At 63.1% G+C, this 25,138-nt stretch carries 17 protein-coding genes and 2 tRNA genes; 10 read left to right on the top strand and 9 right to left on the bottom strand.

The window, feature by feature from the left end; translation table 11 throughout:
* Window positions 1-13: 13 nt before the first annotated feature.
* Window positions 14-1,099 (bottom strand): Ppx/GppA phosphatase family protein, encoded by a 1,086-nt coding sequence (locus CHB97_RS01555; protein ID WP_089286173.1) that lies wholly within the window; start codon window positions 1,097-1,099, stop codon window positions 14-16.
* A 311-nt stretch (window positions 1,100-1,410) separates the two neighbouring features.
* On the opposite strand from CHB97_RS01555, the gene CHB97_RS01560 reads away from it, so the two are divergent.
* The 3 genes from CHB97_RS01560 (at window position 1,411) to CHB97_RS01570 (ending at window position 3,480) form a co-directional block, all read left to right on the top strand.
* Window positions 1,411-1,484, top strand: a tRNA-Gln gene (locus tag CHB97_RS01560).
* 54 nt (window positions 1,485-1,538) lie between these two features.
* Window positions 1,539-1,612, top strand: a tRNA-Gln gene (locus CHB97_RS01565).
* A gap of 419 nt (window positions 1,613-2,031) precedes the next feature.
* Window positions 2,032-3,480 (top strand): PAS domain-containing methyl-accepting chemotaxis protein, encoded by a 1,449-nt coding sequence (locus CHB97_RS01570; RefSeq protein WP_160105473.1) that lies wholly within the window; start codon window positions 2,032-2,034, stop codon window positions 3,478-3,480.
* 3 nt (window positions 3,481-3,483) lie between these two features.
* Here CHB97_RS01570 and CHB97_RS01575 read toward each other — a convergent pair whose 3' ends face one another.
* Genes CHB97_RS01575 through CHB97_RS01585 form a run of 3 tightly spaced genes read right to left on the bottom strand, consistent with a single transcriptional unit; the run spans window position 3,484 to window position 6,853 of the window.
* The gene (locus CHB97_RS01575; RefSeq protein ID WP_089286175.1) at window positions 3,484-4,410 is read right to left on the bottom strand and encodes a ketopantoate reductase family protein; all 927 of its coding nucleotides are present in this window, start codon (window positions 4,408-4,410) and stop codon (window positions 3,484-3,486) included.
* 29 nt (window positions 4,411-4,439) lie between these two features.
* Window positions 4,440-5,438: a TIGR01620 family protein gene (locus tag CHB97_RS01580; RefSeq protein WP_089286176.1), complete on the bottom strand. Its 999-nt coding sequence runs from the start codon at window positions 5,436-5,438 to the stop codon at window positions 4,440-4,442.
* Complete coding sequence (locus CHB97_RS01585; protein WP_089286177.1) at window positions 5,435-6,853, bottom strand: YcjX family protein; 1,419 nt, start codon at window positions 6,851-6,853, stop codon at window positions 5,435-5,437. Before CHB97_RS01585 ends, CHB97_RS01580 begins: the two co-directional genes overlap by 4 nt.
* Window positions 6,854-7,129: 276 nt before the next feature.
* Between CHB97_RS01585 and CHB97_RS01590 the strand changes: the two genes are divergently transcribed.
* The 6 genes from CHB97_RS01590 (at window position 7,130) to CHB97_RS01615 (ending at window position 18,129) form a co-directional block, all read left to right on the top strand.
* On the top strand, window positions 7,130-10,030 hold the full coding sequence (locus CHB97_RS01590) for an EAL domain-containing protein (RefSeq protein WP_089286178.1): 2,901 nt from the start codon (window positions 7,130-7,132) through the stop codon (window positions 10,028-10,030).
* A 100-nt stretch (window positions 10,031-10,130) separates the two neighbouring features.
* The gene (locus CHB97_RS01595) at window positions 10,131-10,571 is read left to right on the top strand and encodes a DUF29 domain-containing protein (RefSeq protein ID WP_089286179.1); all 441 of its coding nucleotides are present in this window, start codon (window positions 10,131-10,133) and stop codon (window positions 10,569-10,571) included.
* A 436-nt stretch (window positions 10,572-11,007) separates the two neighbouring features.
* Complete coding sequence (locus CHB97_RS01600; protein ID WP_089286180.1) at window positions 11,008-13,197, top strand: DUF1302 domain-containing protein; 2,190 nt, start codon at window positions 11,008-11,010, stop codon at window positions 13,195-13,197.
* 37 nt (window positions 13,198-13,234) lie between these two features.
* Complete coding sequence (locus CHB97_RS01605) at window positions 13,235-14,572, top strand: DUF1329 domain-containing protein (RefSeq protein ID WP_089286181.1); 1,338 nt, start codon at window positions 13,235-13,237, stop codon at window positions 14,570-14,572.
* Between the two features lie 168 nt (window positions 14,573-14,740).
* The gene (locus CHB97_RS01610) at window positions 14,741-15,694 is read left to right on the top strand and encodes a YCF48-related protein (RefSeq protein ID WP_089286182.1); all 954 of its coding nucleotides are present in this window, start codon (window positions 14,741-14,743) and stop codon (window positions 15,692-15,694) included.
* 62 nt (window positions 15,695-15,756) lie between these two features.
* On the top strand, window positions 15,757-18,129 hold the full coding sequence (locus CHB97_RS01615; protein ID WP_089286183.1) for an RND family transporter: 2,373 nt from the start codon (window positions 15,757-15,759) through the stop codon (window positions 18,127-18,129).
* Between the two features lie 86 nt (window positions 18,130-18,215).
* On the opposite strand, the gene CHB97_RS01620 is transcribed toward CHB97_RS01615, so the two are convergent.
* Window positions 18,216-20,078 (bottom strand): autotransporter domain-containing protein, encoded by a 1,863-nt coding sequence (locus CHB97_RS01620; RefSeq protein ID WP_089286184.1) that lies wholly within the window; start codon window positions 20,076-20,078, stop codon window positions 18,216-18,218.
* Window positions 20,079-20,288: 210 nt separating this feature from the next.
* Between CHB97_RS01620 and CHB97_RS01625 the strand changes: the two genes are divergently transcribed.
* Window positions 20,289-20,609 carry a heavy metal-binding domain-containing protein gene (locus CHB97_RS01625; protein ID WP_089286185.1) on the top strand — a complete coding sequence of 107 codons (321 nt, stop codon included), beginning with the start codon at window positions 20,289-20,291 and terminating at the stop codon, window positions 20,607-20,609.
* Between the two features lie 86 nt (window positions 20,610-20,695).
* Here the strand turns inward: CHB97_RS01625 and CHB97_RS01630 are convergent, their stop codons facing one another.
* The 4 genes from CHB97_RS01630 to CHB97_RS01645 all read right to left on the bottom strand — a co-directional run bounded on the left by CHB97_RS01630 (window position 20,696) and on the right by CHB97_RS01645 (window position 25,111).
* Complete coding sequence (locus tag CHB97_RS01630; RefSeq protein WP_089286186.1) at window positions 20,696-21,019, bottom strand: hypothetical protein; 324 nt, start codon at window positions 21,017-21,019, stop codon at window positions 20,696-20,698.
* Between the two features lie 158 nt (window positions 21,020-21,177).
* Window positions 21,178-21,570: a cytochrome c family protein gene (locus tag CHB97_RS01635; protein WP_244559341.1), complete on the bottom strand. Its 393-nt coding sequence runs from the start codon at window positions 21,568-21,570 to the stop codon at window positions 21,178-21,180.
* 168 nt (window positions 21,571-21,738) lie between these two features.
* Window positions 21,739-22,836, bottom strand: a complete 1,098-nt coding sequence (ychF, locus tag CHB97_RS01640) for a redox-regulated ATPase YchF (RefSeq protein WP_089286187.1) — start codon at window positions 22,834-22,836, stop codon at window positions 21,739-21,741.
* A 136-nt stretch (window positions 22,837-22,972) separates the two neighbouring features.
* Complete coding sequence (locus CHB97_RS01645) at window positions 22,973-25,111, bottom strand: TonB-dependent siderophore receptor (RefSeq protein WP_089286188.1); 2,139 nt, start codon at window positions 25,109-25,111, stop codon at window positions 22,973-22,975.
* Window positions 25,112-25,138 lie beyond the last annotated feature (27 nt).

The following is a 25,138-nucleotide window of genomic DNA, read 5'->3' on the forward strand; positions in this document are numbered from 1 at the left end:
GGCGGCAGCCGGATCAGCGGTGGCGGCGGGCGTGGGCGGCCAGTTCGAACAAGATGCCTTCCCGCACGCCCCGGTCGGCGATGCGCAGTTGCGGCACCGGCCATTGCCGCCAGATCGCATCCAGGATGGCGCAGCCGGCCACCACCAGATCGGCCCGGTCACGGCCGACACAGGGTTGGCTGGACCGGCCCAGATAATCCAGCCCCAGCAGGGTTTCAGAGATGCTGCGCGCCTTGTCCCGGTCCAGCCAGGCACCATCCACGCGCGACCGGTCGTAACGGGCCAGCCCCATCTGGATGCCGGCCAGCGTCGTCACCGTGCCGGATGCGCCCAGCATCTGCACCCGACGGGTGGCCACGGCAGCGGCAATATTGTTGCGGCTGTCAAAATCGCTCAAGGCCGAGCCAACCCGGTCCATCATGCGGCGGTAATCATGCGGGCAGACCCGGTCCCCGCCATAGGTCTCCGTCAGGTTCACCACGCCCAGCGGCACGGAAATCTGGTCCAGCACCACCGGCCGGCCGCGCGACAGCCTGATCCACAGCAACTCTGTGGAGCCGCCGCCAATATCAAAAACCAGCGCATGGGGCAGCGTGCTGTCCAGCAGGGGGGCGCAGCCGGCCAGGGCCAGCCGCGCCTCTTCCTTCGGGCTGATGATCTCGATCCGCAGGCCGGTTTCCGTGGCTACCCGGCCCAGGAACTCCTCACAATTATCGGCGCGGCGGCAGGCCTCCGTGCCCACAGCGCGCACCAGGCTGACGCCGCGCCGTTCCATCTTGGACCGGCAGACCTTCAGCGCCTGCACCGTGCGGGCCATGGCATCGTCGCACAGCCGGTCGCTGCGGGTCAGCCCTTCGCCCAGGCGGACGATGCGGGAAAAGGCATCGATGACGCGAAACCCGTCCCGCGCCGGGCGGGCGATCAGCAGGCGGCAATTATTGGTGCCCAGGTCCAGGGCGGCCAGAACCGGGGGCCGGCTTTCCAGCCCGGCATCAAAAGGGAGGGCCGTATCCTCACGATGGGCATGAGCGGCGGCCGTCGTCGTCGAAGCGGGGGACGTAACCCCCGTTCCCGACGCCGGTGTCTGTTGGACAGACATGCTCGCTAAACCCGCCTCCACGCTTGCCACCCTGGTCCTTTTCTCAACGTCCGGTCTGATGCGACCGTCCCGCACGCCCATCGCGGCCGATTTACACACCGTTCATCGTAACCGATGACGTCCCGGCCGCAAACCGCCATTGCAACAAATCCGCCGCATCCTCACCGATGGTATATGTACATATAACAGATGCATAACCAACATCGTTGTTATGCGTTCCTGTGATGCGAAGGGGCTTCCCAGGCTTGTCGGCAGGTGCTATAAGCCCGCCCACCCTGACGGCGGCCATTTATGGTGGTTCGTTGGTCGGATGGGGGATCGTCTAACGGTAGGACAGCGGACTCTGACTCCGCCAGTCTAGGTTCGAATCCTAGTCCCCCAGCCATCTTCCTGCGACGGAAGATGTTACATCCGGTGCGGCGCAGGCCGACACCCCGGATGGGGGATCGTCTAACGGTAGGACAGCGGACTCTGACTCCGCCAGTCTAGGTTCGAATCCTAGTCCCCCAGCCACCTTTTCAATTATTTCCAGCCTTTGTGTTTCTGCATTGCTGCGGGTGTCAGCCTGCTGATCGCTGCAACGCTGTTATTCTGCCGTGATACAAAAAGGCAACTTTATTGGTGTCTGATCGGATACAATTGCGCCCTCAAGCATAGGGAGCGAATTCCCCTGTCGTTGCGTTCCGAAAAGAAATTTTAGGAATCTTTTGTTTTCAGGACATTACAGCCTTTATCGGCAACTGAATCGCGCTTGCCCTGATCGAATGGATGCATAGTGTTCAATTCCTTATTGGAAATGCGCTGCCAGAAATACCGTCAATATCCTTTTGCATAAGTTTAAAAGTTCACCTGACAAACTATTGATCACTTCCCGTGGGTTAGACAAACAGGGGGCGGCAATGCTCTTCGCGGCGGGAAATGAGGCATCAGCAGTGTTGGCGGCAGTGGGTGAAACGCTGGGGATCATCGAATTCACGCCGCAAGGCGTCATCCTGAATGCCAATCCCAAATTCCTGGCCGTGGTCGGCTACACGCTTGCTGAAATCAAGGGTAAGCATCACAGCCTGCTTGTTGATGAACAGACGCGCGGCAGTGAAACCTATCGTGACTTCTGGCAGGCGATGGCAAAGGGACAGAAGCGGGAGGCTGAACTGATCAAGCGGATCGCCAAGGGCGGCCGCGAAATCTGGATTCACGGTTCCTATAACCCGGTCATGGATCGCCATGGCAAAGTGACCCGCGTGGTCAAGGTGGCCTCCGACATGACGGAGGTGCGCAACCGTTCCCTGGACCAGCAGGGGCAGTTGACTGCCCTGCACCGCTCCCAGGCCGTGATCTCCTTTGCCCCCGACGGGACCATCCTGGAGGCCAACGAGAATTTCCTGAAAACGATGGGCTATCGGCTGGAGGAGGTTAAGGGCCGCCATCACAGCATGTTCGTGGCAGCGGAAGAGATATCCTTACCTGCCTATAAGCAATTCTGGGAACAGTTGCGCGCCGGCCAATATGCGCAGGCAGAATTCCGCCGGGTGGCGAAGGGTAAGCGCACCGTCTATATCCAGGCCACTTATAATCCCGTGCTTGATGGGGAGGGGCGGGTGCTGAAGGTGGTGAAATTCGCCACCGACATCACCGATCAGGTGGAAGCGCGCCAGCGCAAGGAAGAGACGCTGAACGCCGTGCAGAAATATCTGGGCGATATCGTGACGGCGGTGGAGCAATCCAACCAGCAGGCCGTCACCGCCGCCAGCGCTTCGCAGCAGACCTCTGCCAGCGTGGCGGCGGTGGCTGCCGGGTCGCAGCAGCTGGACCTCTCCATCCGGGAAATCGCCCAGAGCATGAGCCGGTCCAAGGATGCGACGGAGAAGGCCTTCACCGAGGCTGCCGTGGTGGATGAAGCGACACGCCGGCTGCTGTCCACCACCCAATCGATGGATGATATCGTTAAGCTGATCAGCGGCATTGCCGGTCAGATCAACATGCTGGCCCTGAATGCCTCCATTGAAAGTGCCCGGGCCGGGGAAGCGGGCCGGGGCTTTGCCGTTGTGGCGGCCGAAGTGAAGAGCCTGGCCCGGCAGGCCAGTGATGCCACCCAGCGCATCGGCACGGAGATCACCAACCTGCAAAGCGTGGCCGATGACGTGGCCGACAAGCTGGATGCGATCCGCGGCGCCATTGAGGCGGTGCGCGGCTATGTCATGGGCACCAGCAGCGCTGTTGAGGAACAGAGCGCCGTGGCGCGGCTGATGAACAGCAACATGCGCGGCGCCTCGGGGGCTGTGGAGCAGATTCATCACAGTGTGGATGAAATCGCCCACAGCACCCAGGTGGCCAATCGCACGGTCTTCAGCGTGCGCGACGCCTTGCAGAAGATTGCCTGATTCTTACTGGGCGTTCCTGGCGGCCAGTTGCCGCTCATAAACCCGCAGATGCAGCAGCCCCAGGCCCAGCAGCGGGGTGGCGATATCGTGCGCATGCCCCCGGCGCACGATATCGCCGATAATATGTTCGGCCTCCGTCCGGTTGCCGCGCGCCACGTCGCGCGCCATGGAGGCATTCATCGTGCTGGCGGCATCCGTCAGTTCCCCGCGATAGCGCTCCAGCACCGATCCGCGCGGGGCATAGCCGGCGGCGGCAGCGACGGCGGCGGCCTCGTCCAGCATGGCATTCATGAAGCTTGTGCCGCCGGGCAGGCTGTTCACATCGCCGACACTGCCGCGCATCAGGCAGGTGGAGGCGGCCAGCGTGGCCAGGAAGAAGAATTTCTCCCACATATCCAGCATGATGCTGTCGCTCTGGCTCCATTCCACCGAGGTGCCGGCAAAGCAGGCCGCCAGCCGGTCCACCATGGTCTGCTGGTTGGGGGAGCGGGCGCCGAAGATCAGCCGGTGGATATTGGAGAGATGGCGGATGGTGCCGTCCGGCTCCATGGTGATGGGGATATGGCAGAGCCCGCCCATCACCCGTTCCGCGCCAAAGGTGGCGTCCAGCCGATCAATATGGTTCAAGCCGTTCAGCAGCGGCAGGATCAGCGTTTCCGGCCCGATGGCGGGCTGGATGGTTTCCATCGCACCGTCCAGATCAAACGCTTTGCAGGCCAGCACCACCAGATCATAGGGCTTGCGCGCCTTGGTGATGGTCTGGGCCGGCAGGCGGATATTGCCGTGCGGGCTTTCCACCCGCAGCAGGTTTTCCATCAGCTGGGCCTGCCGGCGCGGGCGCACCAGAAAGCTGACATTGGCCCCCGCCTCCATCAGCCGCCCACCGAAATAACCGCCGACCCCGCCGGCCCCCAGGAACAGGATACGCATTCACTTTCCTCCGAAACCCGCCACCAGGATCATAGTATCTTCTGTGGCAACCGCAGCAATTCCTTGCGGATATCGTTCAGCCCCGGCTGCCGGTCGGCGGCAAAGGGCAGGGGGCGACAGAGATGCATGGCGGCCAGCCCGATGCGCGCTGTCAGCAGGCCGTTGACCATCCCTTGGCCAAGCCGGGCAGAGATGGCGGCTGCCACCGTGCCGCCCAGCGCATCCACCAGCAGCCCGTCACCGCCTTCCACCATCCCGGCCACGCCGACATTTTCCGCCATGCGTCGCACCAGCCGGGCGGAGCCGAACAGGCCGGGCCGGGCGGCGTAGAGGGCGGCGATTTCCCGTACCAGCTTCATGTTGCGCCACAAAACCAGGGCGACATCCAGCAGGGCGGCCGGGCTGAGCGCCGTGCCGACCGCCACATCACGCGACGCCGCCAGTACCAGCCGATAGGCGGCACTGTCCAGCGGGGTCAGCAGGATGCGGTCGGTCAGGGCCAGCATCTCCCGCCCATCATGCGCATCGGTGACCGCGCTGGCCAGGGCGTGACGCGCGGGGGCCAGATCGCGGCGGCCGGCATAGAGATCGGCCACCGCGTCGCGCAGAACAGCGGCTTCCTTCCCCGTCGCCCCGCCGGCCAGCAGGGCGGCGGCGCGCTGGCGCAGATCATCCACCCGGCGCAACCGCCGCCAGGCCAGTGCCTCCCGCCCGGTCAGCCAGCCCAGGCTGGCCACGGCCAGCCCCAGCAGGCCGGCCAGCGCGCTCCCCGCCCAGGGGGACCAGTTGAACGCCCGGTTGATCAGGTCGGCCGTGTCGAAGCCCAGTGCTGCCAGCAGCAAGGCCGCCAGCGACAGCAGCAGCAGCCGGGCCGCCCCCTTGCCGCGACGGGGCGGGGGCAGGATGTCGCCGGCCAGGGATGTTGGGGCATCGGGCTCCAGCTCGGCCGGCAGGGGGCGGGCGCTGGCCGGGTCGAATTCCATCGGCGGCACCCAGGCGGGTGGGGCCTTATCTTCAGTTCTGCTCATGCCAGCCGATCCCCGATCAGGAATTCCAGGGCTTGATCCAAGCGGATATTGGGCAGGCCGCGCCCATCGCGGCCCAGGCCGGGCGGTGGCTGGAAATCGGTGAAACGGAACCGGTCCGCCACCGCATCCCCAAGGCCCAGATGGCTGTCCGGCAGTTCGCCGGGGAACAGCACCAACGGTTCCGTCCGGCCCAGCGGGAAGCCCTGGATGCAGGCCAGCTGCCGCCCCTCATGCTCCGTCAGCACATTGTCGGTGCATTTGACCGCGGCAAGCGAGAGCGATTTCACCGCCGCCCCTTCAAAGCGGATATGGCGCAGCCGGTCAGCCATCAGCGTTTCCAGCAGCCCCGTCAGGGTGGCGTGCTGCGGGGCGGCCACATGGTCGGCCTTGGTGGCGGCGAACAGCACCCGGTCCACCCTTGCCCCGCCCAGCCAGTCCAGCCAGCCGCCCGTACCATGGCGGAAGCTTTCCAGCGTGGCCGACAGTGATCGGCGCAAATCCTCCATCCCTGGTTCCCCGGCATTGATGGCCGACAGCAGATCCACCAGCACGATCTGCCGGTCGATGCGGGCGAAATGGTCGCGGAAGAAACGGCGGATCACCTTGTCCTTATAGCCCTCGAACCGGTCCTGCATCAGCGCCCCCAGGGAGCCGTTGCGCCAGCGCCCATCTGGGGCCGGGGGCAGGGGGCAGAAGGTCAGGATGGGCGCACCCTCCATCTCCCCCGGCTCCAGAAAGCGGCCCGGCTGCAACAGCGACAGGCCGATGCGGCTGGCCCGGCATTGCCGCAGGAACTGGGTGTAAAGGCTGGCCAGCTGGCGGGCGGTTGCTTCGTCGGCCGCCATGGCCGGGTCGATCGTATCCAGCGCCTCCAGCCAGGGGCGGGCCAGATCATGCCGGGGCCGGGTGCTGGCCAGTTCCAGCGTCTGGACCGACCAGTCGCCGAATTCCTGCCGCAGCATCGGCAGGTCCAGCAGCCATTCACCCGGATAATCGATAATGTCCAGGTTCAGCGTTGCCACCCCGCCCAGCCGGCGGCGCACCAGCCCAGCCGGCCGATAGCGCAGGGCAATGCGGATTTCGGAGACGGCGCGGGTGGCCTGGGGCCAGGCAGGGGCGGGGCCGGTCAAGGCGGCCAGATGGTTTTCATAATCAAAGCGGGGTATGGCGCCATCGGGCTGCGGCCGCAGCTGGGCGCCGATATAACGGCCCTGGGCCAGCACATCCAGAAAGGGCAGCCGCCCGGCCAGCAGCAGGTTGTTCAAGGTTGAGGTGATGAAGACCGTTTTGCCGGCCCGGCGCAGCCCGGTCACACCCAGGCGCAGCGTACCGCCGGCCAGCCGGGCCGCCACCTGTGCCGCCCCATCCACCACCCGGGCGCTGCCCTCTTCAATCCTTGTCAGCCAGTCCGCCACGGGCGATCACTCCTTGCCGATCCTTGGCGCCATTGCCGCTCTCCCCCTCAGATATGGCATCTTCGGGCGCATTGTTAACGTTTTCCTGTCGCAAATGGTGCGGCAAGGCTTTCAAAGAGATTGTAATACCTATGTCGACAAAGGCAGATTATCGTCCGTGCGAAAACGTGTGGGCCTGACCGGCTTTCGCGTGATGGGGCTACCGCATGGCAAGGGTGCCGCCGATCCGCCGGATCGCTGGTGTCGGGCCATGGGACGACGTATGCAAGGTTCTGGATGACCGCGACTGTACCGCCTGCCAAACCTGACGTTCGTGCGCCGCTGGATGCGGTGGGCAGCGCCTTGACGGCATCGGCCAGGGTCCCCCTGCGCAAGCGCCTGTCCTTCAAGCAGGCGCGTAACACCGCCCTGCTGACCCTGGTGCTGGGCATGGTGTTGAGCACGGTGCAGATCGGCATCGACCTGCTGGATATGGAAAAACAGTCCGACCAGCTGGTGCAGCAGGTGCTGTCCACCCTGCGCGAACCGGCGGCGGAGGCCGCCTATTCCTTCGATCAGGCCCTGGCCGACCGGGTGGTGACCGGCCTGTTCGAATATCGCCCCGTCTATCGCGCGGTGATTTATGAAGATTTCGGCAACCAGCTGGCCGCCATGGAACGCCCGCAGGCGGAAGGCAACCTGAAATGGCTGGCAGAGATGTTGTTGCCGATGGAGAAGACCTTCTCCATTCCGCTGGTCATCGAACGGCATAACCAGAATGTCGGCGAATTGCGCGTCAGCATCGACCGGCTGCTGATCGCGCAGGAATTTTTCCGCCGCTCCGGCGTGGTGCTGGGCACCGGCATCATCTGGACCGTGACGCTGGCGCTGATTCTGGTGGTAATGTTCTATTCCACCATCACCAAGCCGTTCCTGCGCATGTCGTCGGCCATCGCTGCCATCGATCCGGCGCGGCCGGCCGGCCGGCTGCTGACGGTGCCGGCGCGGCATGATGATGATGAGCTGGGCCTGCTGGCCAAGACGACGAATGAGCTGTTGACGCAGTTCGACCAGTCGTTGGTGGAACGGGGCCGCGCCGTGCAGGCGCTGAAGGAGCGGGAAGCCCGCCTGTCCGGCATCATGGACAATGTGGCCGACGGCATCATCACCCTGGACGAGGATCTGCGGATCGAGACGATGAATGCCGCCGCGCAGGCCCTGTTTGACTATCCCCAGAAGGAGGCGCTGGGCCAGCCCTTCGTCACCCTGATCGAGGAGCGGGACTGGACACGGGTGGCCGTGGCCCTGGTGGCCTGTCTGCGGCGGGGGGATGAGGAACAGCGGCCCGACAACCGGGCCGAAATCCAGGGCCGTCGCAAGGGTGGCGAGGTCTTCGCCATGGCGTTCGGCGTCAGCCAGATGCGGCTGGGTGACCGCCGCACCGCCATCTGTGTGGTGCAGGACATTACCCAGCGCAAGCGCGCCGAGCAGGCCCTGCGGGAGAGCGAGGAGCGGCTGAAATTGGCCGTGCGCGCCACACGGTCGGGCGTGTTTGATAATAACTATGCCAAGGGCAGCTTCTGGTGGAGCCCGGAATTCATCGAGATGCTGGGCTATGACGCGGTGGACGCGCTTTATGCCAATAAGCTGTTCGATGGGCTGCTGCATCCCGACGATAAGGAAAATGCCCAGGCCCATATCGACCGCTATCTGAGCGGCGATGTCGGCGATTACCTGTCCATGTATCGGCTGCGCCACCGCGATGGCAGCTGGGTCTGGATTGAGGCGCGCGGCCAGGCCATCCGTGACGAGGCCGGCAAGCCGCTGCGCTTCACCGGCACCATGACCGATGTCAGCGACCGCAAGCGGTTTGAAGAACAGCTGATGTATGTCAGCACCCATGACCCGCTGACCGGTCTGCCCAACCGCACCCTGGTACAGGACCGGTTGCAGCACGCGCTGGCCCATGCCGGGCGCAAGGGCACCACGGTGGCCGTGCTGCTGCTGGATATTGATCGGTTCAAGCTGGTTAATGACAGTCTGGGTCATCAGGCGGGCGACAAGCTGCTGCGTGCCCTGGCCCAGCGGCTGGGCGCCTGCGTGCGCGCCACCGATACGGTGGGGCGCCTCGGCGCCGACGAATTCCTGGTGGTGGCGGAGGATCTGTCCGATCCGCAGATGGCGGCCCGTGTGGCGGAAACCATCCTGGTCAGCCTGTCGCGCCCGTTCGGCATTGATGGCCAGCAGCTTTTCATCACCACCTCCATCGGTATCAGCCTGTTCCCCGGTGACGGGCAGGATTTCCATGCCCTGATGCGCGATGCCGATACGGCGATGCACACCTCCAAGGCAGCGGGCGGCAATGGCTATCGCTTCTTTACGCCGGAAATGAACGAGGCGGCGGTGGCCCGCCTGTCGTTGGAACATTCCCTGCGCGAGGCGTTGGACCAGGGCCAGTTCTTCCTGCATTACCAGCCCAAGATCGATATGGGGACCATGCAGGCCGTGGGCGTGGAAGCGCTGTTGCGCTGGCAGCACCCGGAAATCGGCATGATCCCACCCGGCAAGTTCATCCCCGTGGCGGAGGAAACCGGCCTGATCGTGCCCATCGGCGATTGGGTGATGCGCGCCGCCCTGGCGCAGATCCGCGACTGGCAGAGCCGGGGCTTTGCCCCCATCCCGGTGGCGGTGAATGTCTCCGTCCGCCAGATCGCCACGCCGCAATTCGGTGAACGGGTAATGGCGCTCTGCCAGGAATATGGCGTGCCGCCGGCCTTGCTGGAGATTGAGATTACCGAGACGGCGATGATGTCCAATCTCGCCTATATTGCCGATACGCTGACGGAGGTGCGCGACCGCGGCATCCGTATCGCCATTGATGATTTCGGCACCGGCTATTCCTCGCTCTCCTATCTGCGGCGCCTGCCCATCACCACGCTGAAGGTGGACCGCTCCTTCGTGAATGAGGCGCCGACCAACGCCGATACCGGCGCCATCGCCGCCACCATCATCGCCATGGGCCGCCAGCTGGGCCTGAAAGTGGTGGCAGAGGGGATCGAGACGGAAGAGCAGCTGGATTTCCTGCGCCGCCACCATTGCGACGAAATGCAGGGCTATTTCTTCTCCCGCCCGTTGCCACCGGGCGACCTGGAAAGCCGCTTCCTGCGCACTGCGGTGGAACCGGCACCCGCCGGCTGAACCGGAATCGGCCTCTCATAACCCACCCCATATGGTGCTGGAAAAACGGCCTGAGAGGGTGTGCTATGATCCGCCTGGGTTCGATATGTGGAGGTGCAACATGACCGGAAATCTCTATGAGACGGATTTCTATGCATGGGCCAATGAACAGGCGGCTTTGCTGCGGGCTGGCAAGCTGGCGGCGGCCGACATCGAGCATATCGCCGAGGAAATCGAGAGCATGGGGAAGACCGAGAAGCGCGAGCTGGCAAACCGTCTCGTCGTCCTGCTCCTGCATCTGCTGAAATGGCAGTTCCAGCCCCTGCGGCGAAGCGCTTCCTGGGAGGCGACAATCCGGGTGCAGCGGCGTGACCTTGCTGTTCATCTGCAGGACAACCCCAGCCTTAAGGCCAAAGTGGGGGACGTTATTGAACAGGCCTATGGCAACGCCCTGATCCAGGCGGCGGCGGAAACCGGCCTGCTGGAGAAGACGTTCCCGGCTGAATGTCCCTGGTCCTTTGACCTGATCATGGATGCCGGTTTCTGGCCTGATCAGCATTGAGCGGGGTGGGGCCAACGGCCTTCCCCCTGCCGATCCCGGTCCCTCTCGGCCCGCCCCTTCCACCCGCCGATTCGCGCGAATCGGCGGCCGCGCAGGTTTCCCTATAGGTAAAATCTTGACGAAGACGTCACAATGATTTGCAGCGCAGCAATGCTGCGCTTGCGTAGGTTTATGCGTGTTTTCTTCGCCGCCGCAAAATAAACGTCCGTTTGAATTCATTGCTCAATCGTTGCGCAAACCCTTGGAAATGGCTGGAAATTTGTGTCCTTTTTGCCAAAGTCCGGATCAAACGCATCAGGCTTGCCGAAAGGCTGCATAGAAGCCTTGACGCCACCACATAGCACCCATAACAGTCGAATCTGAAATCCCCAGTCGACCGGAAGTGTCGGCGAGCCTGCCCAGAGCGGCGGGGAAAAAATATGTGGGAGGAGGTATCATGGCACGGAAATCCAAGCCCAAGGCGCGTCTTGATCGTCGGATGCTGGCGGGCGCCAGTGCGGCGGCCCTGCTGGCCCCGCTGCTGATGGTGGGGAGTGCCGGTGCGGTCTCGTTCAACCGGGGCGATCTCAGCGGCAGTTTCGACACCACTTTGACCCTGGGCGCCCTGTTCCGTGTCCAGGATCGTGATCCTGATCTGATCGGTGTGGCCAATGGCGGGCGCGCCCATTCCATTAATGGCGATAATGGCAATCTGAATTACGGCAAGGGGCTGGTGTCACTGGCCGGCCGTGTCACCCATGAATTGAAGCTGAATTACGGCAATCTGGGTGCCTTCGTGCGCGGCACCTATTTCTATGACGTGGTGAACGCCAAGAAGTCGGGCAGCAGCTTCGGCCGCACCGGCCGCTTTGATCTCTCTTCCCAGGCGCAGGAGCGGGTGGGCCGCGACTTTGACCTGCTGGATGCTTTCGTCTATGGCAATTTCGCCGTGGGGGAGAGCAGCAATCTGGATATCCGCCTGGGCAACCAGGTGCTGAGCTGGGGTGAAAGCACCTTCATCCAGAACGGTATCAACACCATCAACCCGATCAATGTCTCGGCCCTGCGCGTGCCGGGGACGGAGTTGAAGGAAGGCTTCCTGCCGGTGCCGATCGCCGACGTGAACTTCTCCTTCAATGAGAATTTCTCGGTGGAAGCTTTCTACCAGTTCAAATGGGACAATACGGAGCCGGAAGCCGCCGGCTCCTTCTTCTCCACCAATGATTTCGCCTCGCCCGGTGGCGATCATCTGTTCATCGGCTTCGGCAATTACCTGTTCAAGGATAGCCCGACCCAGGGTGCAGTGGCCGGTGGCAACGTCTTCCCGACCAATCTCTATCCCGATCCCAAGCTGAATGGCTTCCGCAGTCCGCCCGCACAGTCACTGACCCCGTTCGGCACCGTGGTGCCGCGTCTGGATGATGACGAGCCCAGCGACAGCGGCCAATATGGTCTGGCGGCGCGTGTCTTCTCCGAAGGGCTGAACAACACGGAATTCGGTGCCTATTTCATCAATTATCACAGCCGTCTGCCGGTGCTGAGCGGCTTTGTCTCGCCCTATACCCAGTTTGTCAGCAATACCAGCCGCTTTACCGAGTTCAGCGGCTACCGCGCTGAATATCCTGAAGATATCAAGCTGTTTGGTGGCAGCTTCAACACCAACCTGTTCGGCATTTCCCTTCAGGGCGAGGTGAGCCTGCGCAAGGACCAGCCGCTGGCGCTGGATGATGTGGAACTGTTGCAGGCCACCCTGGCCGCCCCCACCATCATCGGCCTGATCAGCCAGGGTCAGACGGCGGGCAGCGCTTCCTTCGATGCGGCGGTGGCGCGGGCGGTTGCTTCCAACCCAGCGCTGGCCGCCTTTACCGGCCGCACGTTTGAGCAGATTCAGGCGGCCAGCCCGGCGGTGGCGGGTGCCATCAGCTCCGGCATCGCTGCGGCTGCCGGCTCTCCCGGTGGCACGCGTGCCGCCTTCCAGACGGCCGGCGCCAACAGTGCGGCCCTGCAGGGGGCCGGCCTGTTCAATACCAATCAGGTCGTGAAGGATCTGGGCGGCATCAAAGGCAGCACTGCCGCCGCCATCACCCAGGATCTGCAGTCCAACTGGTTCGGTCGTCGTCTCCAGGGCTGGAAGGAACATGATGTCGTCCAGGCCCAGATGACCGCCACCAAGGCGTTCGAACGCGCCTTCGGGGCCGACCAGTGGGTGCTGGTCGGTGAAGTGGGCGGCACCTGGATCAAGGACATGCCGTCCAAGAGCGTGATGCGCTATGAGGGGCCGGGCACCTTCGTCGGCGGCAACCCCGCCTTCCTGGGTCGTGGCGGCATGGCCGATCTGGCGACCGATGGTTTCGCTGATCCCTTCTCCTGGGGCTATCGCATTGCGGCGCGTTTCGATTACCTGAACGCGTTCCCCGGTGTGAACCTCTATCCCAGCATCTCCTGGCAGCATGATGTGAATGGCACCACGCCGTCACCGCTCAGCAATTTCGTGGAAGATCGCAAGGCGGTCAGCCTGGGTCTGCGCGCCGTGGTGCGCGAACAGATCACCCTGGATCTCAGCTATTCCAACTTCTTCGGGGCGGGGGCCTATAACCTGATCAACGATCGCGATTTCGTGTCCTTCAGCGTGAAATATTCGTTCTGACGTCTGACAACGATAAAAGCGATCGAGGAGGAAACGCATGTTCTCTATCAAGACAGCTCTTCTGGGTGGTGTGATGGCCGTGGCGCTGGCGATGCCGGTGCTGGCCCAGTCCGCCAGTGATCTGGGCAAGACCCTGACGCCGTTGGGGGCCATCAAGGCCGCCAACGCCGATGGCTCCATCCCGGAATGGACCGGCGGCATCACCAAGCCGCCGGCTGGCTGGACCCCGGGCACGATCGAGATCGATCCTTACGCCGATGACAAGGTGAAGTTCACCATCACGGCCGCCAATATGGCGCAGTATGAGGATAAGCTGCCGGACGGGCTGAAGGCCCTGCTGAAGCAATATCCCTCCTACAAGATGAACGTCTATCCGACGCGCCGCAGCGCGTCTTACCCCAAGCGCATCTATGATGAAACCATTGCCAACGCTACCCGCGCCAAGCTGGTGGATGGCGGCAATGGTGTGGAAGGCGCCAAGGAGGGCGTGCCCTTCCCCATTCCGAAGGAAGGTGTGGAGGCGGTGTGGAACCACCTGCTGCGCTATCGCGGGGAAGGGACGGAACGCATGGTCGGGCAGGTGAACCCGCAGACCGACGGTTCCTATACCCTGATCATGCTGCATGAACAGGTGAAATATCTCTATTCCGCCCCCGGCGGCACCACCAGCAACAACTCGCTCTATTTCCTGCAGGAAGTCACCAGCCCGGCCCGTCTGGCCGGCGAAATCCTGCTGGTGCATGAAACCATCAATCAGGTGAAGGAACCGCGCTCGGCCTGGACTTACAATCCCGGTCAGCGCCGTGTGCGTCGCGCCCCCAATGTCGCCTATGACAATCCCGGCACGGCGTCGGACGGGCTGCGCACCACCGACAATTTCGACATCTTCTCCGGCGCGCCCGACCGCTATGACTGGAAGCTGGTCGGACGCAAGGAAATGTATGTGCCGTACAATGCCTACAAGCTGCATTCCAAGGATGTGAAATACGACGATATCGTCAAGCCGAACCATATCAACCAGGATCTGGCCCGGTATGAGTTGCACCGCGTCTGGGTGGTGGAAGCTACGCTGAAGGCCGGGACCAGCCACATCTATGCCAAGCGCCGCTTCTACATCGACGAGGATAGCTGGCAGATCGTGGTGGCCGATCATCTGGATGCGCGCGGCCAGATGTGGCGCGTGGCGGAAAGCCATGGCATCAACTATTATTCGGTGCCGACCTACTGGTCCACGCTGGATGCGCTCTATGATCTCCAGTCCGGTCGCTACACGGCCATCGGCCTGGACAATCAGGAAGCGCCCTACAAGTTCGACGCCAAGTTCAGCGACACTGACTTCTCGCCCGACAGCCTGCGTCGCGCCGGCGTCCGCTAAGGGCCGTCCCGTGACGAAGGCCGGCCGGGGGCCATCCCCCGGCCGGCTTTGGCGTCACTGGTGCCTGGGGTCTATATTGGTTCGATAGTGATCTGAACCGTTCATGTTCCCGTTGATTGGCGCCCCCGACCTCACCCGACCGTTCTTGCTGCTGCCGAACAGGAAATCATGAGGTTCATCTCCTCCGTCGCCCTTGCAGCACTGCTGCTGTTTCCCCTTGCCGGGCCGGCTGCTGCTGCGGAAACCCTGCCGGCCGGGCTGAAGCCGGCCGTCATCGCCCCGCTCGCTGTCCATTCGTTGATGCTGGGTGCGACCCGCGCCGGCGACAGGCTGGTCGCGGTGGGGGAACGCGGCCACATCCTGCTGTCTGATGATCAGGGGGCCAACTGGCGCCAGGTGCCGGTGCCGGTGAATGCCGCCCTGACCGGGGTGAGCTTCATTGACGCCAAGCAGGGCTGGGCCGTGGGCCATGATGCGGTGATCCTGCATACGGCCGATGGCGGTGAAAGCTGGACCCTGCAGCAGGCCGACCCGGCGCTGGAACAGCCCCTGCTGGATGTGCTGTTCACCGATGCCCAGCATGGTATCGCCGTCGGTGCCTATGGGCTTTACCTGGAAACCGCCGATGGCGGCAAAAGCTGGACCCCCCGGCAGATCAGCCCGGATGATTTCCACTTCAACGCCATCCTGGCGCCGACCCCGGAAACCCGCCTGCTGGTGGGGGAGGCGGGGACGCTGTTCTTTTCCGCCGATGGCGGGGCGAATTGGCGCCGGCTGGAAAGCCCCTATGATGGTTCCTTCTTTGATGCCCTTGTCCTGGGGCCGCAGAACTTCCTGATCTATGGGCTGCAGGGCAACATCTTCCGCACGGATGATGGTGGTGCCAGTTGGGTGAAGGTGGAAAGCGGCACCACGGCCGGGTTGATGGGCGGGGCGCTGCTGGCCGATGGCAGCATCGTGCTGGTGGGGGTGCAGGGGGCGGTGTTGACCAGCCGCGATGGCGGCCGCAGCTTCGCCACCACCAAACGCGCCGACCGTGTGGCGCTCGCCGATATCGTTCAGGCCGCCGATGGCCGTGTCATTCTTCTCGGGGAGGCGGGGCCGTTGCCGGCCGCCCCCTGATCCTGTGTGCGGCCCCCTTGCCGGGCCGCCCGACCCGATATTCCGTATGAAGGCCCGCACCCATGTCGCAGTCGCCCTCCTTCGCCTCCCGGCTTGAATATTGGACCTTCCGCCATCGCGGGCTGGTGCTGGTGATCTTCGCCCTTCTGACCCTGTTCATGGGCTGGCAGGGGGCAAAGCTGCGCGTTGATGCGGGGTTTGAGAAGACCTTGCCGCTCGAACATCCTTACATGCAAACTTTTTCCAAGCATATGAAGGAGTTCGGTGGCGCCAACCGCGTGCTGGTGGCCCTGTCGGTGAAGGAAGGCGATATCTATACGCCGGAATTCATGACCCGGCTGAAGCAGGTGACGGATGCCGTGTTCTTCGTGCCCGGCGTGGACCGGGCCAGCGTCACCAGCCTGTTCACCCCCAATGTCCGCTTCATCGAAATTGTCGAGGATGGCTTTGCCGGCGGCAATGTCATCCCGGCGGAATTCCAGCCCAATGCCGAATGGCTGCCGATTGTCCGGGAGAATGTGCTGAAATCCGGCCAGGTCGGCCGGCTGGTGGCGGAAGATTTCACCGCCGCCCTGGTCAGCGTGCAGTTGGTGGAAACCGACCCGCGCACCGGTGCCAAGCTGGATTACATGGCGGTGGCCAAGCAGCTGGAAGAGATCCGCGCCAAGTATGAAGATGGCAAGATCCAGGTGCATATTATCGGCTTTGCCAAGGCGATGGGCGATATTGCCGATGGGGCGAAAAGCGTGGTGATGTTCTTCGCCATCGCCTTCGTCATCACGGCTGTGCTGGTCTATGGCTATGGCAAAAGCTGGATGATGACCTTTGCCATGCTGGGCATCTCGCTCTGCACGGTGATCTGGCAGTTCGGCCTGCTGGTGATTCTGGGCTATGGCATTGATCCGCTGTCCATTCTGGTGCCGTTCCTGGTGTTTGCGATTGCCATTTCGCACGGGGTGCAGAATGTCGGCACCATCACCCAGGAAATCGGCAAGGGGGCGGATGCCGCCACGGCGGCACGCATCAGCTTTGAACGGTTGCTGATCCCCGGCGCCTCGGCCCTGGTGACCGATGCGCTGGCCTTCGTCACCATCGCCATCATCCAGATCCGCATGATCCAGGAACTGGCGGTGTCGGCCTCGGTCGGCATGTTGATCATCATCATCACCCATCTCTGGGTGTTGCCGGTGGTGCTGTCCTTCCTGCCGCTGGGCGACAAGTACCGCGCCCGCGTCTCCGGTCAGGTGGGGCGGTTCGACAAGGTATGGGCTTGGTTCGCCGTGTTCGCCCGGCCCAAGGGTGCCATTGTCATGGTGGTGATCGGGCTGGTGGTGCTGGGTATTTCCTGGCGGGCGCAGGAAAACATGATTGTCGGCGATACGGAGGCCGGTGTGCCGGAACTCTGGCCCGACAGCCGTTATAACCGCGATGCTCAGTTGATCGTCGACCGGTTCGCCATCGGCGTGGATATCATCCAGATCATCGCCGAAACGCATGAGAATGGCTGTATCGACTATAATGTCATCAAACAGGTGGATGATTTCACCTGGGCCATGACCAATGTGCCGGGCGTGCAGTCAACCATGTCCATGGCCACCGCCATGAAGACGGTGAATGCCGGCTGGAACGAAGGCAATCTGAACTGGCGGGTGCTGCCGCGCAACAGCCAGGTGCTGGTGCGCACGGTGACGCCGATTGAAACCTCCACCGGGTTGCTGAACTCCAACTGCTCCGTCATGCCGGTGATGGTGTTCACCAAGGATCACAAGGCGGCGACCATCCAGGGCATTGTCGATGCGGTGGAGGCCTATAACAAGGCCAACCCGTCCGACAGCGTTCAGTTCAAGCTGGCCACCGGCAATGTCGGCGTGATGGCCGCCACGAATGAGGCGGTGATGTCGGCGGAAAAGCCGATGCTGCTGCTGGTTTACGCCACCGTGGTGCTGTTCTGCGTCATCACTTTCCGGTCTCTGGTCGGCTCGCTGGCCACGGTGCTGCCGCTGATCGTGGTGTCGATCCTGTGCAACGCCATGATGACCTGGCTGGGTATCGGCTTGAAGATTTCCACCCTGCCGGCGGCGGCGCTGGGCGTGGGCATCGGCGTGGATTATGGGCTTTATATCTTCAACCGACTGCAAAGCTATCTGAAGCATGGCTTGAGTTTTGCCGAAGCCTATTACCGTACCTTGCAGGAAACCGGCAGTTCGGTTCTGTTCACCGGCCTGACGCTGGCGGTGGGCACGGCCACCTGGACCTTCTCTGACCTGAAGTTCCAGGCGGATATGGGCGTGTTGCTCACCTTCATCTTCCTGGCCAACATGATCGGGGCGGTGGTGCTGCTGCCCGCCGTGGCGGCCCTGCTGTACCGCCTGTTCCCGAAACTGTTCGAAGCGGAAGTACGCCGCGCCTCCAAACGCACCTTCGCCGTGCACTGAAAGAAAAAGGGCCGCGACGTTCACCTGTCGCGGCCCCTTTTCATGTCCGGGGTCCAGGGGCCTCGCGGCCCCTGGGGTTGTAATCCTTAAAATCCAACCTTCACCCGCGCCGTGAAGGCATGGTCGGTGGCCCGCCCCCCCTCCACCCGGCCATCATAGCCAATCGACACCATCACATTATCCGCCGCCATGCCGGCAGCCTGCAGGCCCACGGCCAGCCGGTCGCGCTTGCCGGCCCCGGCCTCACCCGTCACCAGCTCCCGGTTGGCGAAGCGGCCGGTGATCAGGCGCCCGTCATTGGCGAATTCATGTTCATAGGCTATGCGCAGTTGCGGCACGATGGCATGGCCAGCCGCACTCAGCTGTACGCCCAGGCTGCTGACCAGGCTTTCGGCATTCCAATCATCCCAGGCCAGGGCCAGCGGGCCGCCGCCATTTTCGGCATAGCCTTCGATCCGGGTCTTGGCATAGCGCAGCCCCAGGAAGGGGCCGGCGGTGAAGCCACCCAGATTGGGGGCATAGCCGACGGTGCCGCCGCCGCCGAAAGTGGTGCCCTTGGTATCACCACCGGCCACGGGGTAAGGGCTGAACTTGGTCACCCGGTCCAGGTCATAGCGGTCAAAGCTGAAGGACATATAGCCATCCAGCCACAGCGCATCGGCCGCCGCCGTCACATAGGTGGTGATGTTGTAGGCCTTGCCATTGATGCGGGCCAAATCCTCATCCGTGGTCAGGTCGGCCTTGCCATAGGAGAAGGCGAGGCCGGCCACCACGTGATCATCGACCTGATAATCGGCACCGATGCCAACATTGAACCCATCATAATCATAGCCATAGCGCCCCGTGGAGCCCTTGCGCTCACCATCCAGATAGGCGCCGAACGTATAGAGCCCATAGCGGCCATCAGTGCCGGCCTGGGCGCTGGTCATATTGACGGAGCCCTGGCCGGTGCGGACGCCGGCCATGCGGGAGCCGACGCCCTGGTTGGCCAGATCAAACAGGCGCTGCGCCAGCTCGGTGGCGACATTATTGGCGGCCGGCGCCTCGTAATTGGCGGACAGGGTGCCTTCGACGAACTGCGCCACCACGGCATGGGCCGCCTGGGTCGGGTGCAGGGCGTCGAAGAAGACGGTCCCGGCGGTCCCGGCACTGGTGGCGCAGGCGCCCGTGGCCACCAGCGCCCCGTTCGCCCCGACCGGGGCATAGCAGGGGATGGTGGTATTGGCGAAGCCATAGGCGGCCGGCCGGGCCAGCATGTCACGGAACAGGCTGTTGACATCGACAATGGCAGCGTTGGCGCCCTGCGCCCGCAAATTGGCCGCGACACTGGAAATGGCGGCGGCGTGCAGGTCGGAAACGGTATTGGCCGAGGCCTTGTCGGCGGCCGACAGGCCGCTGGTCAGCGGGATGCTGCCCAGCGGGGGCAGGTTCATCAGCACGAAATTCTTCGCCCCGGCTGCCTGCAACCGTCCGGCCTGGGTGGCGACCGCCGTGGCTGTGGCGGTGACAGCCGCCTGTGCGGCGGCACTGGGGTTGGCCTGCGGTTCGGTCAGCACGGCGATGTAATCATTGCCGCCGATCCAGATGCCGACCAGCCGGTCCGACGGGATGGCGCTGTTTGTCGCCAGATAGGCTGAGACCTGCGCCGTCAGGTCGATGGGGCTGGTGCGGGTGGCGCGGGCACCGCCATAGGCGCGGCTGTTCAGCGTGGTGCCGGTATTGGCGGCATAGGTTTCCGCCCAGACGGGGCCATTGCTGAAGCGGCCATTGACGTAAGGCGCGCCCGGACGCGAGGCCGGGCTGAGATTCTTCAGATTGTCGGTATCGCTGAGGCTGTCGCCAAAGACCAGCAGCGAGGAATAATCCAGCGATTGCGCCAATGCGGGGGCCGTCATGGCGCAAGACAGAAGGGCAGCCAGAGCGGTGCCGCCCAGCAGACGGGTATTCATCAATATATCCTCCCAGCGCCGGGCTGCTTGGGTGCGCCCGTTTGTGACAGTTCAACGCTACGCAGCTTCGGTGCCGCAGGGAAGGGGGTGACGTAACGGAAGGTGTGGGTTTTCCGAATGATTTCCGTTACCTGATACCTTGCGGCCACAAAGGCCGCTTCCCATGTGCAGGGAGCGCCGATCCGGCGTGTTGCATTGGGGGGAAATACCATGCTGGTTGTGACCACCGATCAGATCGAGGGCCATCCGGTTCGCCAATATCTGGGCCTGGTAACGGGTGAGGCGATCCTGGGTGTCAATGTCTTCAAGGATTTCTTTGCCGGCATTACCGATATTGTCGGTGGCCGTTCCGGTGCCTATCAGTCAGCGCTGCGCGATGCCCGTGAACATGCGCTGGCCGACCTGATCGACGCCGCCCAGCGCCTGGGGGCCGATGCCGTGGTGGGCGTGGATATGGATTACGAGGTGCTGGGCCGGGAAAATGGCATGTTGATGGTGTCCATCAACGGCACGGCGGTGAAGCTGAGCTGATCCTCGGTCGGCCTGATCGCGGTTCCCGTCTTCCTGCTGAACGCTTGGGAGACCGGAACCGCGTTTGGGGACTTGCGGGCAGGGGATCAGCGGCTGACGATCTGCCAGCCCTTATCCCCCTTGATGAAGGCCTGCTCCGTCGTCTGTTCACTTTCCCCGATCACGGGGATTTTCATCTTGATGGTGAAGGAACAGATGATGGCCGTCGAATCCGGTCTCTCCTTGCACTGATGCTTGGTCAGATCCAGGATTTCCATCTTCTGGCCGGTCAGCCCGCCCAACAGGCCGTTCACGCCCTGGGCCTGCTGTTCAAACGCCTTGCGTATATCCCCTTCCGATGGTTCGGACGCGCCGCAGCCGGCCAGCAACAGGCCCATCAAGGGCAGGGGGGCAAGGAACCTGATATTCATTCTGGGCAACATACAACTCCCGGCTGGTGTGGCGCGGGCAGCATGGGGAGGAGCGTGCAGCAAAGCAACAAATCGAATGATAAAAGTGGGGGCTGGCCGCCCCCACCTATTATGATACGCGCATTTCGGCGGGCAAAAGCGATTGCCGGAAGCGGCCTTTACTTGGTCGCCTGTTCCAGATAGGCGATCAGGTCGGCGCGGTCTTCCGGGTTGGGCACGCCGGGGAAAGCCATCTTGTTGCCGGGCAGGAAGGCCTGCGGCTTGGTCAGCCACTGGTCCAGCTTGTCCTGGCTCCAGACAAAATCCGCCTTCTTCAGCGCGTCGGAATAGGCAAAGCCTTCAATGCTGGCGGTGTGACGGCCGAACAGGCCGTGCAGCGGCGGACCAACCTTCTTGGGTGCGTTGGCCTCCACCGCGTGGCAGACCTTGCAGCGGGCGAAGACCTTTTCACCCTTGGCCGGGTCACCGGCGGCCTGGGCGGCGGTGATGCCGGCGGTCAGGGCCAGGGCGGTGGTCAAGGCAGTGATCATCATGCGGGCGGGGGTACGCATAGGGATTAGGCTCCATTCTTATTGAAGCGCTATTTTATCCCCCGTTCCCACCCGCCGGTCAATGCGACCAAGAGCGCGTATCGTCTTATCGCCAAAGTACTTGTACCGGCTGGTTGCAGAATGGTTCTGCAACCAGCCGGTATATCCCGCCTCTGTCAGCGGCCGGTATCAGACATTGAAGCGGAAATGGAAGATGTCGCCATCCTGGACCAGATATTCCTTACCTTCCATGCGCATCTTGCCGGCTTCCTTACAGCCGACTTCGCCGCCCAGGGTGACATAGGAATTATAGTCGATGGTTTCCGCCTTGATGAAGCCGCGCTCGAAATCCGTGTGGATGACGCCGGCGGCTTCCGGGGCCTTGGCACCCTTGCGCACGGTCCAGGCGCGGGCTTCCTTCGGGCCGACGGTGAAGAAGGTCAGCAGGCCCAGCAGGCTGTAACCGGCGCGGATCAGCCGGTTCAGGCCCGGCTCTTCCAGCCCCAGCGATTGCAGATAATCCAGCTTGTCCGCCTCGGCCAGCTGCGACAGTTCCGCCTCGATCGCGGCGGAGATCACGACGCTGCCGGCACCCTGGCGGGCGGCCATTTCGGCCACCTTGGCGGACAGTGAATTGCCGCTGCCGGCCGATTCCTCTTCCACATTGCAGACATAGAGCACGGGCTTGCCGGTCAGCAGCGCCATCTGCTTGAAGGCATCGCGCTCCTCGTTGGAGACCTCCACCGTGCGGGCGGGCTTGCCCTCCCGCAGCACGGCCAGCACGCGTTCCATCAGGTCGGACAGGGCCTTGGCGTCCTTGTCGCCGCCCTTGGCCTTCTTCTGCAACGGCGGCAGGCGCTTTTCCAGGCTTTCCATGTCGGCCAGCATCAGCTCCGTCTCCACCGTCTCCGCATCGCGGACGGGGTCGATGGAGCCTTCGACATGGGTGATGTCGCCATCTTCAAAGCAGCGCAGCACATGGACGATGGCGTCCACTTCACGGATATTGGCCAGGAACTGGTTGCCCAGCCCTTCACCCTTCGACGCGCCACGCACCAGGCCGGCAATATCGACGAATTCCAGCTGGGTGGGCACCGTCTTTTGCGACTTGGCGATTTCCACCAGCTTGTCCAGGCGCGGGTCGGGCACACCGACGCGGCCGACATTCGGCTCAATCGTGCAGAACGGGTAATTCGCGGCCTCGGCCGCGGCCGTGCTGGTCAGCGCGTTGAACAGGGTGGACTTGCCGACATTGGGCAGGCCGACGATGCCGCAATTAAATCCCATGGGTGGTACTTCGCTGCTTTGGATGGTTCAGGATTGGTACCGGTTATGGGCGATTGCGGCGTTGAAAGCAAATGACAGGGCTGCAAGGCGGTCCGGCAGTGGGATGCCCCCCCGGCTGCCGGACCGCCCCAACCCATCAGAACTGCTTGCGCAGTTCGATGAACCAGGTGCGCGGTTCACCGGGGAAGTGGCCGTTATGCAGGGTGAAGCCAGAGGCGGCATATTCCTTGTTGAAGATATTCTTCACCCGGAACATCGCCTCGGCAAAGCCCAGATCGGTGATGATGGAGGCATCGAAGATCGTATAGGGCTTCACCGTCTGTCCCCCCAGGCTGACCCGCTGGGAGACATATTCGCCGCCAAAGGCAAAGGCGGTGTTGATTTCCTGCACCTGATACCGGGTCCAGAAACCAACCTTGTTGCGCGGCGCATTGGCAAAGCGGTTGCCCACGGCGTTGGTCAGGCTCTGCCCCGGCACGGTGCCGGTGATCTTGGTATCATTATAGCCGTAATTGGCGGTGAACACCCAATCCGGCGTGATGTCGGTGGACAGGTCCAGCTCAAAGCCCTTGGACGTCACCTCCCCGATGGGGGAAAGCGGGTTGACACCATTGACCGGCGGCTTGGTCGTGTCGGTCTGCAGCATGTTTTCCCGCACGATGCGGTAAACCGCACCATTGGCCTGAATGCGTCCCCCCAGCAGCGCCGTCTTCACGCCGGCTTCCACCTGCTTGCCGGTGATCGGGTCGAACGGGCCGCCGGCATTGCTGTCCTGGTTGGCCACGGATTGCGGTTCAAAGCTGGTGGACCAGCTGGCATAGACCGACACATCATCCACGGGCTTGTAGATCAGGCCGGCGCGCCAGGAGTAATCCCCGTCGGCATAATCGGTGCCGTTCACCCGGTTGGTATCGGTGAAATGGTCATAGCGCACACCGGCGATCACATCCCACTGCTCGGTCAGGCTGATCTGATCCTGCAGGTAGATGCCTTCCCGCTCCGCCCTGGTATCGGTCGGGGTATAGGGGCGGTTGGCGAAATAGGCGGCATAGCTGGCGCCAGAGGTCAGGCCATAGACACGGTTGGTCAGGCTGGCATCGGGCACCGGCCCGCGTGAAGCCTGGGTGGGGGCGATGCGGCTCAGCAGCAGCGAATCCTCCCGGTACCAGTCAGCACCAAACAGGATCTTGTGGCCAATGCTGCCGGTTTCGGCATCGGCGATCAGGTTGGCGGCCAACGCCAGCCCATCGCCCTTGCGCCGCTGGTCGCGGAATTCCCGCCGCACCATGTCGGGGATGCCATCGCGGTTGCTGTCATAGGTGCCGCGCGGCTCGTGGTAATTCTGCAGCTCCTCCGCCTTGAACCAGCGGATGCCGGCATCCAGGCGGATCGTGTCGGTGATCCGCGCATCCAGCTTGGCCTGCAGCACGTTGGAGGTCAGCTTGGAATAATCGGTCGGTTCATTATGGTTCCAGCTGATCGGCCCCAGATAGACGCCGGCATCGCTGACCGGGATACCGCGCAGCCGGTTGGCCGGCAGGGCCTGATCGAAATGGATGGCCTGCAGGGTCAGCTTGATATCATCCGTCAGTTTAATGCCCAGGCTGGCATCACCGATCTTGCTGTCGCTGCCGGCGCCGATGCGGAAACTGTCCATCTTCTCGTAGAAGGCACCCACGCGGTAGGTGAAGCGCCCCGCTGCATCCGCCGGGCCGGACAGTTCCGCCGACCCGCCGATGCGGCCATAATTGCCGGCTGTCAGGCGCACATCGCCTCGGAATTCCTCGGTCGGCCCCTTGGTGACATAGTTGATGGTGCCACCGGGTGCGGCTGGGCCATAGAGCATCCCGGCCGGGCCCTTCAGCACTTCCACCCGTTCGATATTGAACAGCTGCGGCACGGCGAAGCCGATGAACGGGTCGCCCCGCATCCCGTCATAATAATTCTGTTCCTGGCGGAAACCGCGGAAGGTGACGCCGCCATAGGTGAAATAGCTGACGCCGGAGATATTGCGATAAAGGTCGATGACGTTGCGGGCCCCCATATCGCGGATCATCTCCTCATTGATGACCTGCACGGCCTGAGGGATATCCAGGATATTGGCTGGCATCTTGCCGATGCTGGTTTCTTCCACCCGGTACAGCCGCTGCACGCGGCCGGTGACGATGATTTCCTCCACCGGGCTGGCTTCGGCCACCTGTTGCGCCTGGGCGGGGGCCAGAAACGTCAAGGCCGGCACCAGGGCGGCGCCGGCCATCAGCAAGGCTGCTCGCATGTCACTCTTCCCACTGTCTTTTATGCG

It is taken from the genome of Azospirillum sp. RU38E (assembly GCF_900188385.1).
In the GTDB taxonomy this organism is placed as follows: Bacteria; Pseudomonadota; Alphaproteobacteria; order Azospirillales; family Azospirillaceae; genus Niveispirillum.

Coding starts and splice junctions, on each gene's coding strand:
- CHB97_RS01555 (WP_089286173.1), bottom strand. CDS start 1,099: ATGTCTGTCCAACAGACACCGGCGTCGGGAACGGGGGTTACGTCCCCC.
- CHB97_RS01575 (WP_089286175.1), bottom strand. CDS start 4,410: ATGCGTATCCTGTTCCTGGGGGCCGGCGGGGTCGGCGGTTATTTCGGT.
- CHB97_RS01580 (WP_089286176.1), bottom strand. CDS start 5,438: ATGAGCAGAACTGAAGATAAGGCCCCACCCGCCTGGGTGCCGCCGATG.
- CHB97_RS01590 (WP_089286178.1), top strand. CDS start 7,130: ATGACCGCGACTGTACCGCCTGCCAAACCTGACGTTCGTGCGCCGCTG.
- CHB97_RS01595 (WP_089286179.1), top strand. CDS start 10,131: ATGACCGGAAATCTCTATGAGACGGATTTCTATGCATGGGCCAATGAA.
- CHB97_RS01600 (WP_089286180.1), top strand. CDS start 11,008: ATGGCACGGAAATCCAAGCCCAAGGCGCGTCTTGATCGTCGGATGCTG.
- CHB97_RS01605 (WP_089286181.1), top strand. CDS start 13,235: ATGTTCTCTATCAAGACAGCTCTTCTGGGTGGTGTGATGGCCGTGGCG.
- CHB97_RS01610 (WP_089286182.1), top strand. CDS start 14,741: ATGAGGTTCATCTCCTCCGTCGCCCTTGCAGCACTGCTGCTGTTTCCC.
- CHB97_RS01615 (WP_089286183.1), top strand. CDS start 15,757: ATGTCGCAGTCGCCCTCCTTCGCCTCCCGGCTTGAATATTGGACCTTC.
- CHB97_RS01620 (WP_089286184.1), bottom strand. CDS start 20,078: ATGAATACCCGTCTGCTGGGCGGCACCGCTCTGGCTGCCCTTCTGTCT.
- CHB97_RS01625 (WP_089286185.1), top strand. CDS start 20,289: ATGCTGGTTGTGACCACCGATCAGATCGAGGGCCATCCGGTTCGCCAA.
- CHB97_RS01630 (WP_089286186.1), bottom strand. CDS start 21,019: ATGAATATCAGGTTCCTTGCCCCCCTGCCCTTGATGGGCCTGTTGCTG.
- CHB97_RS01635 (WP_244559341.1), bottom strand. CDS start 21,570: ATGCGTACCCCCGCCCGCATGATGATCACTGCCTTGACCACCGCCCTG.
- ychF (WP_089286187.1), bottom strand. CDS start 22,836: ATGGGATTTAATTGCGGCATCGTCGGCCTGCCCAATGTCGGCAAGTCC.
- CHB97_RS01645 (WP_089286188.1), bottom strand. CDS start 25,111: ATGCGAGCAGCCTTGCTGATGGCCGGCGCCGCCCTGGTGCCGGCCTTG.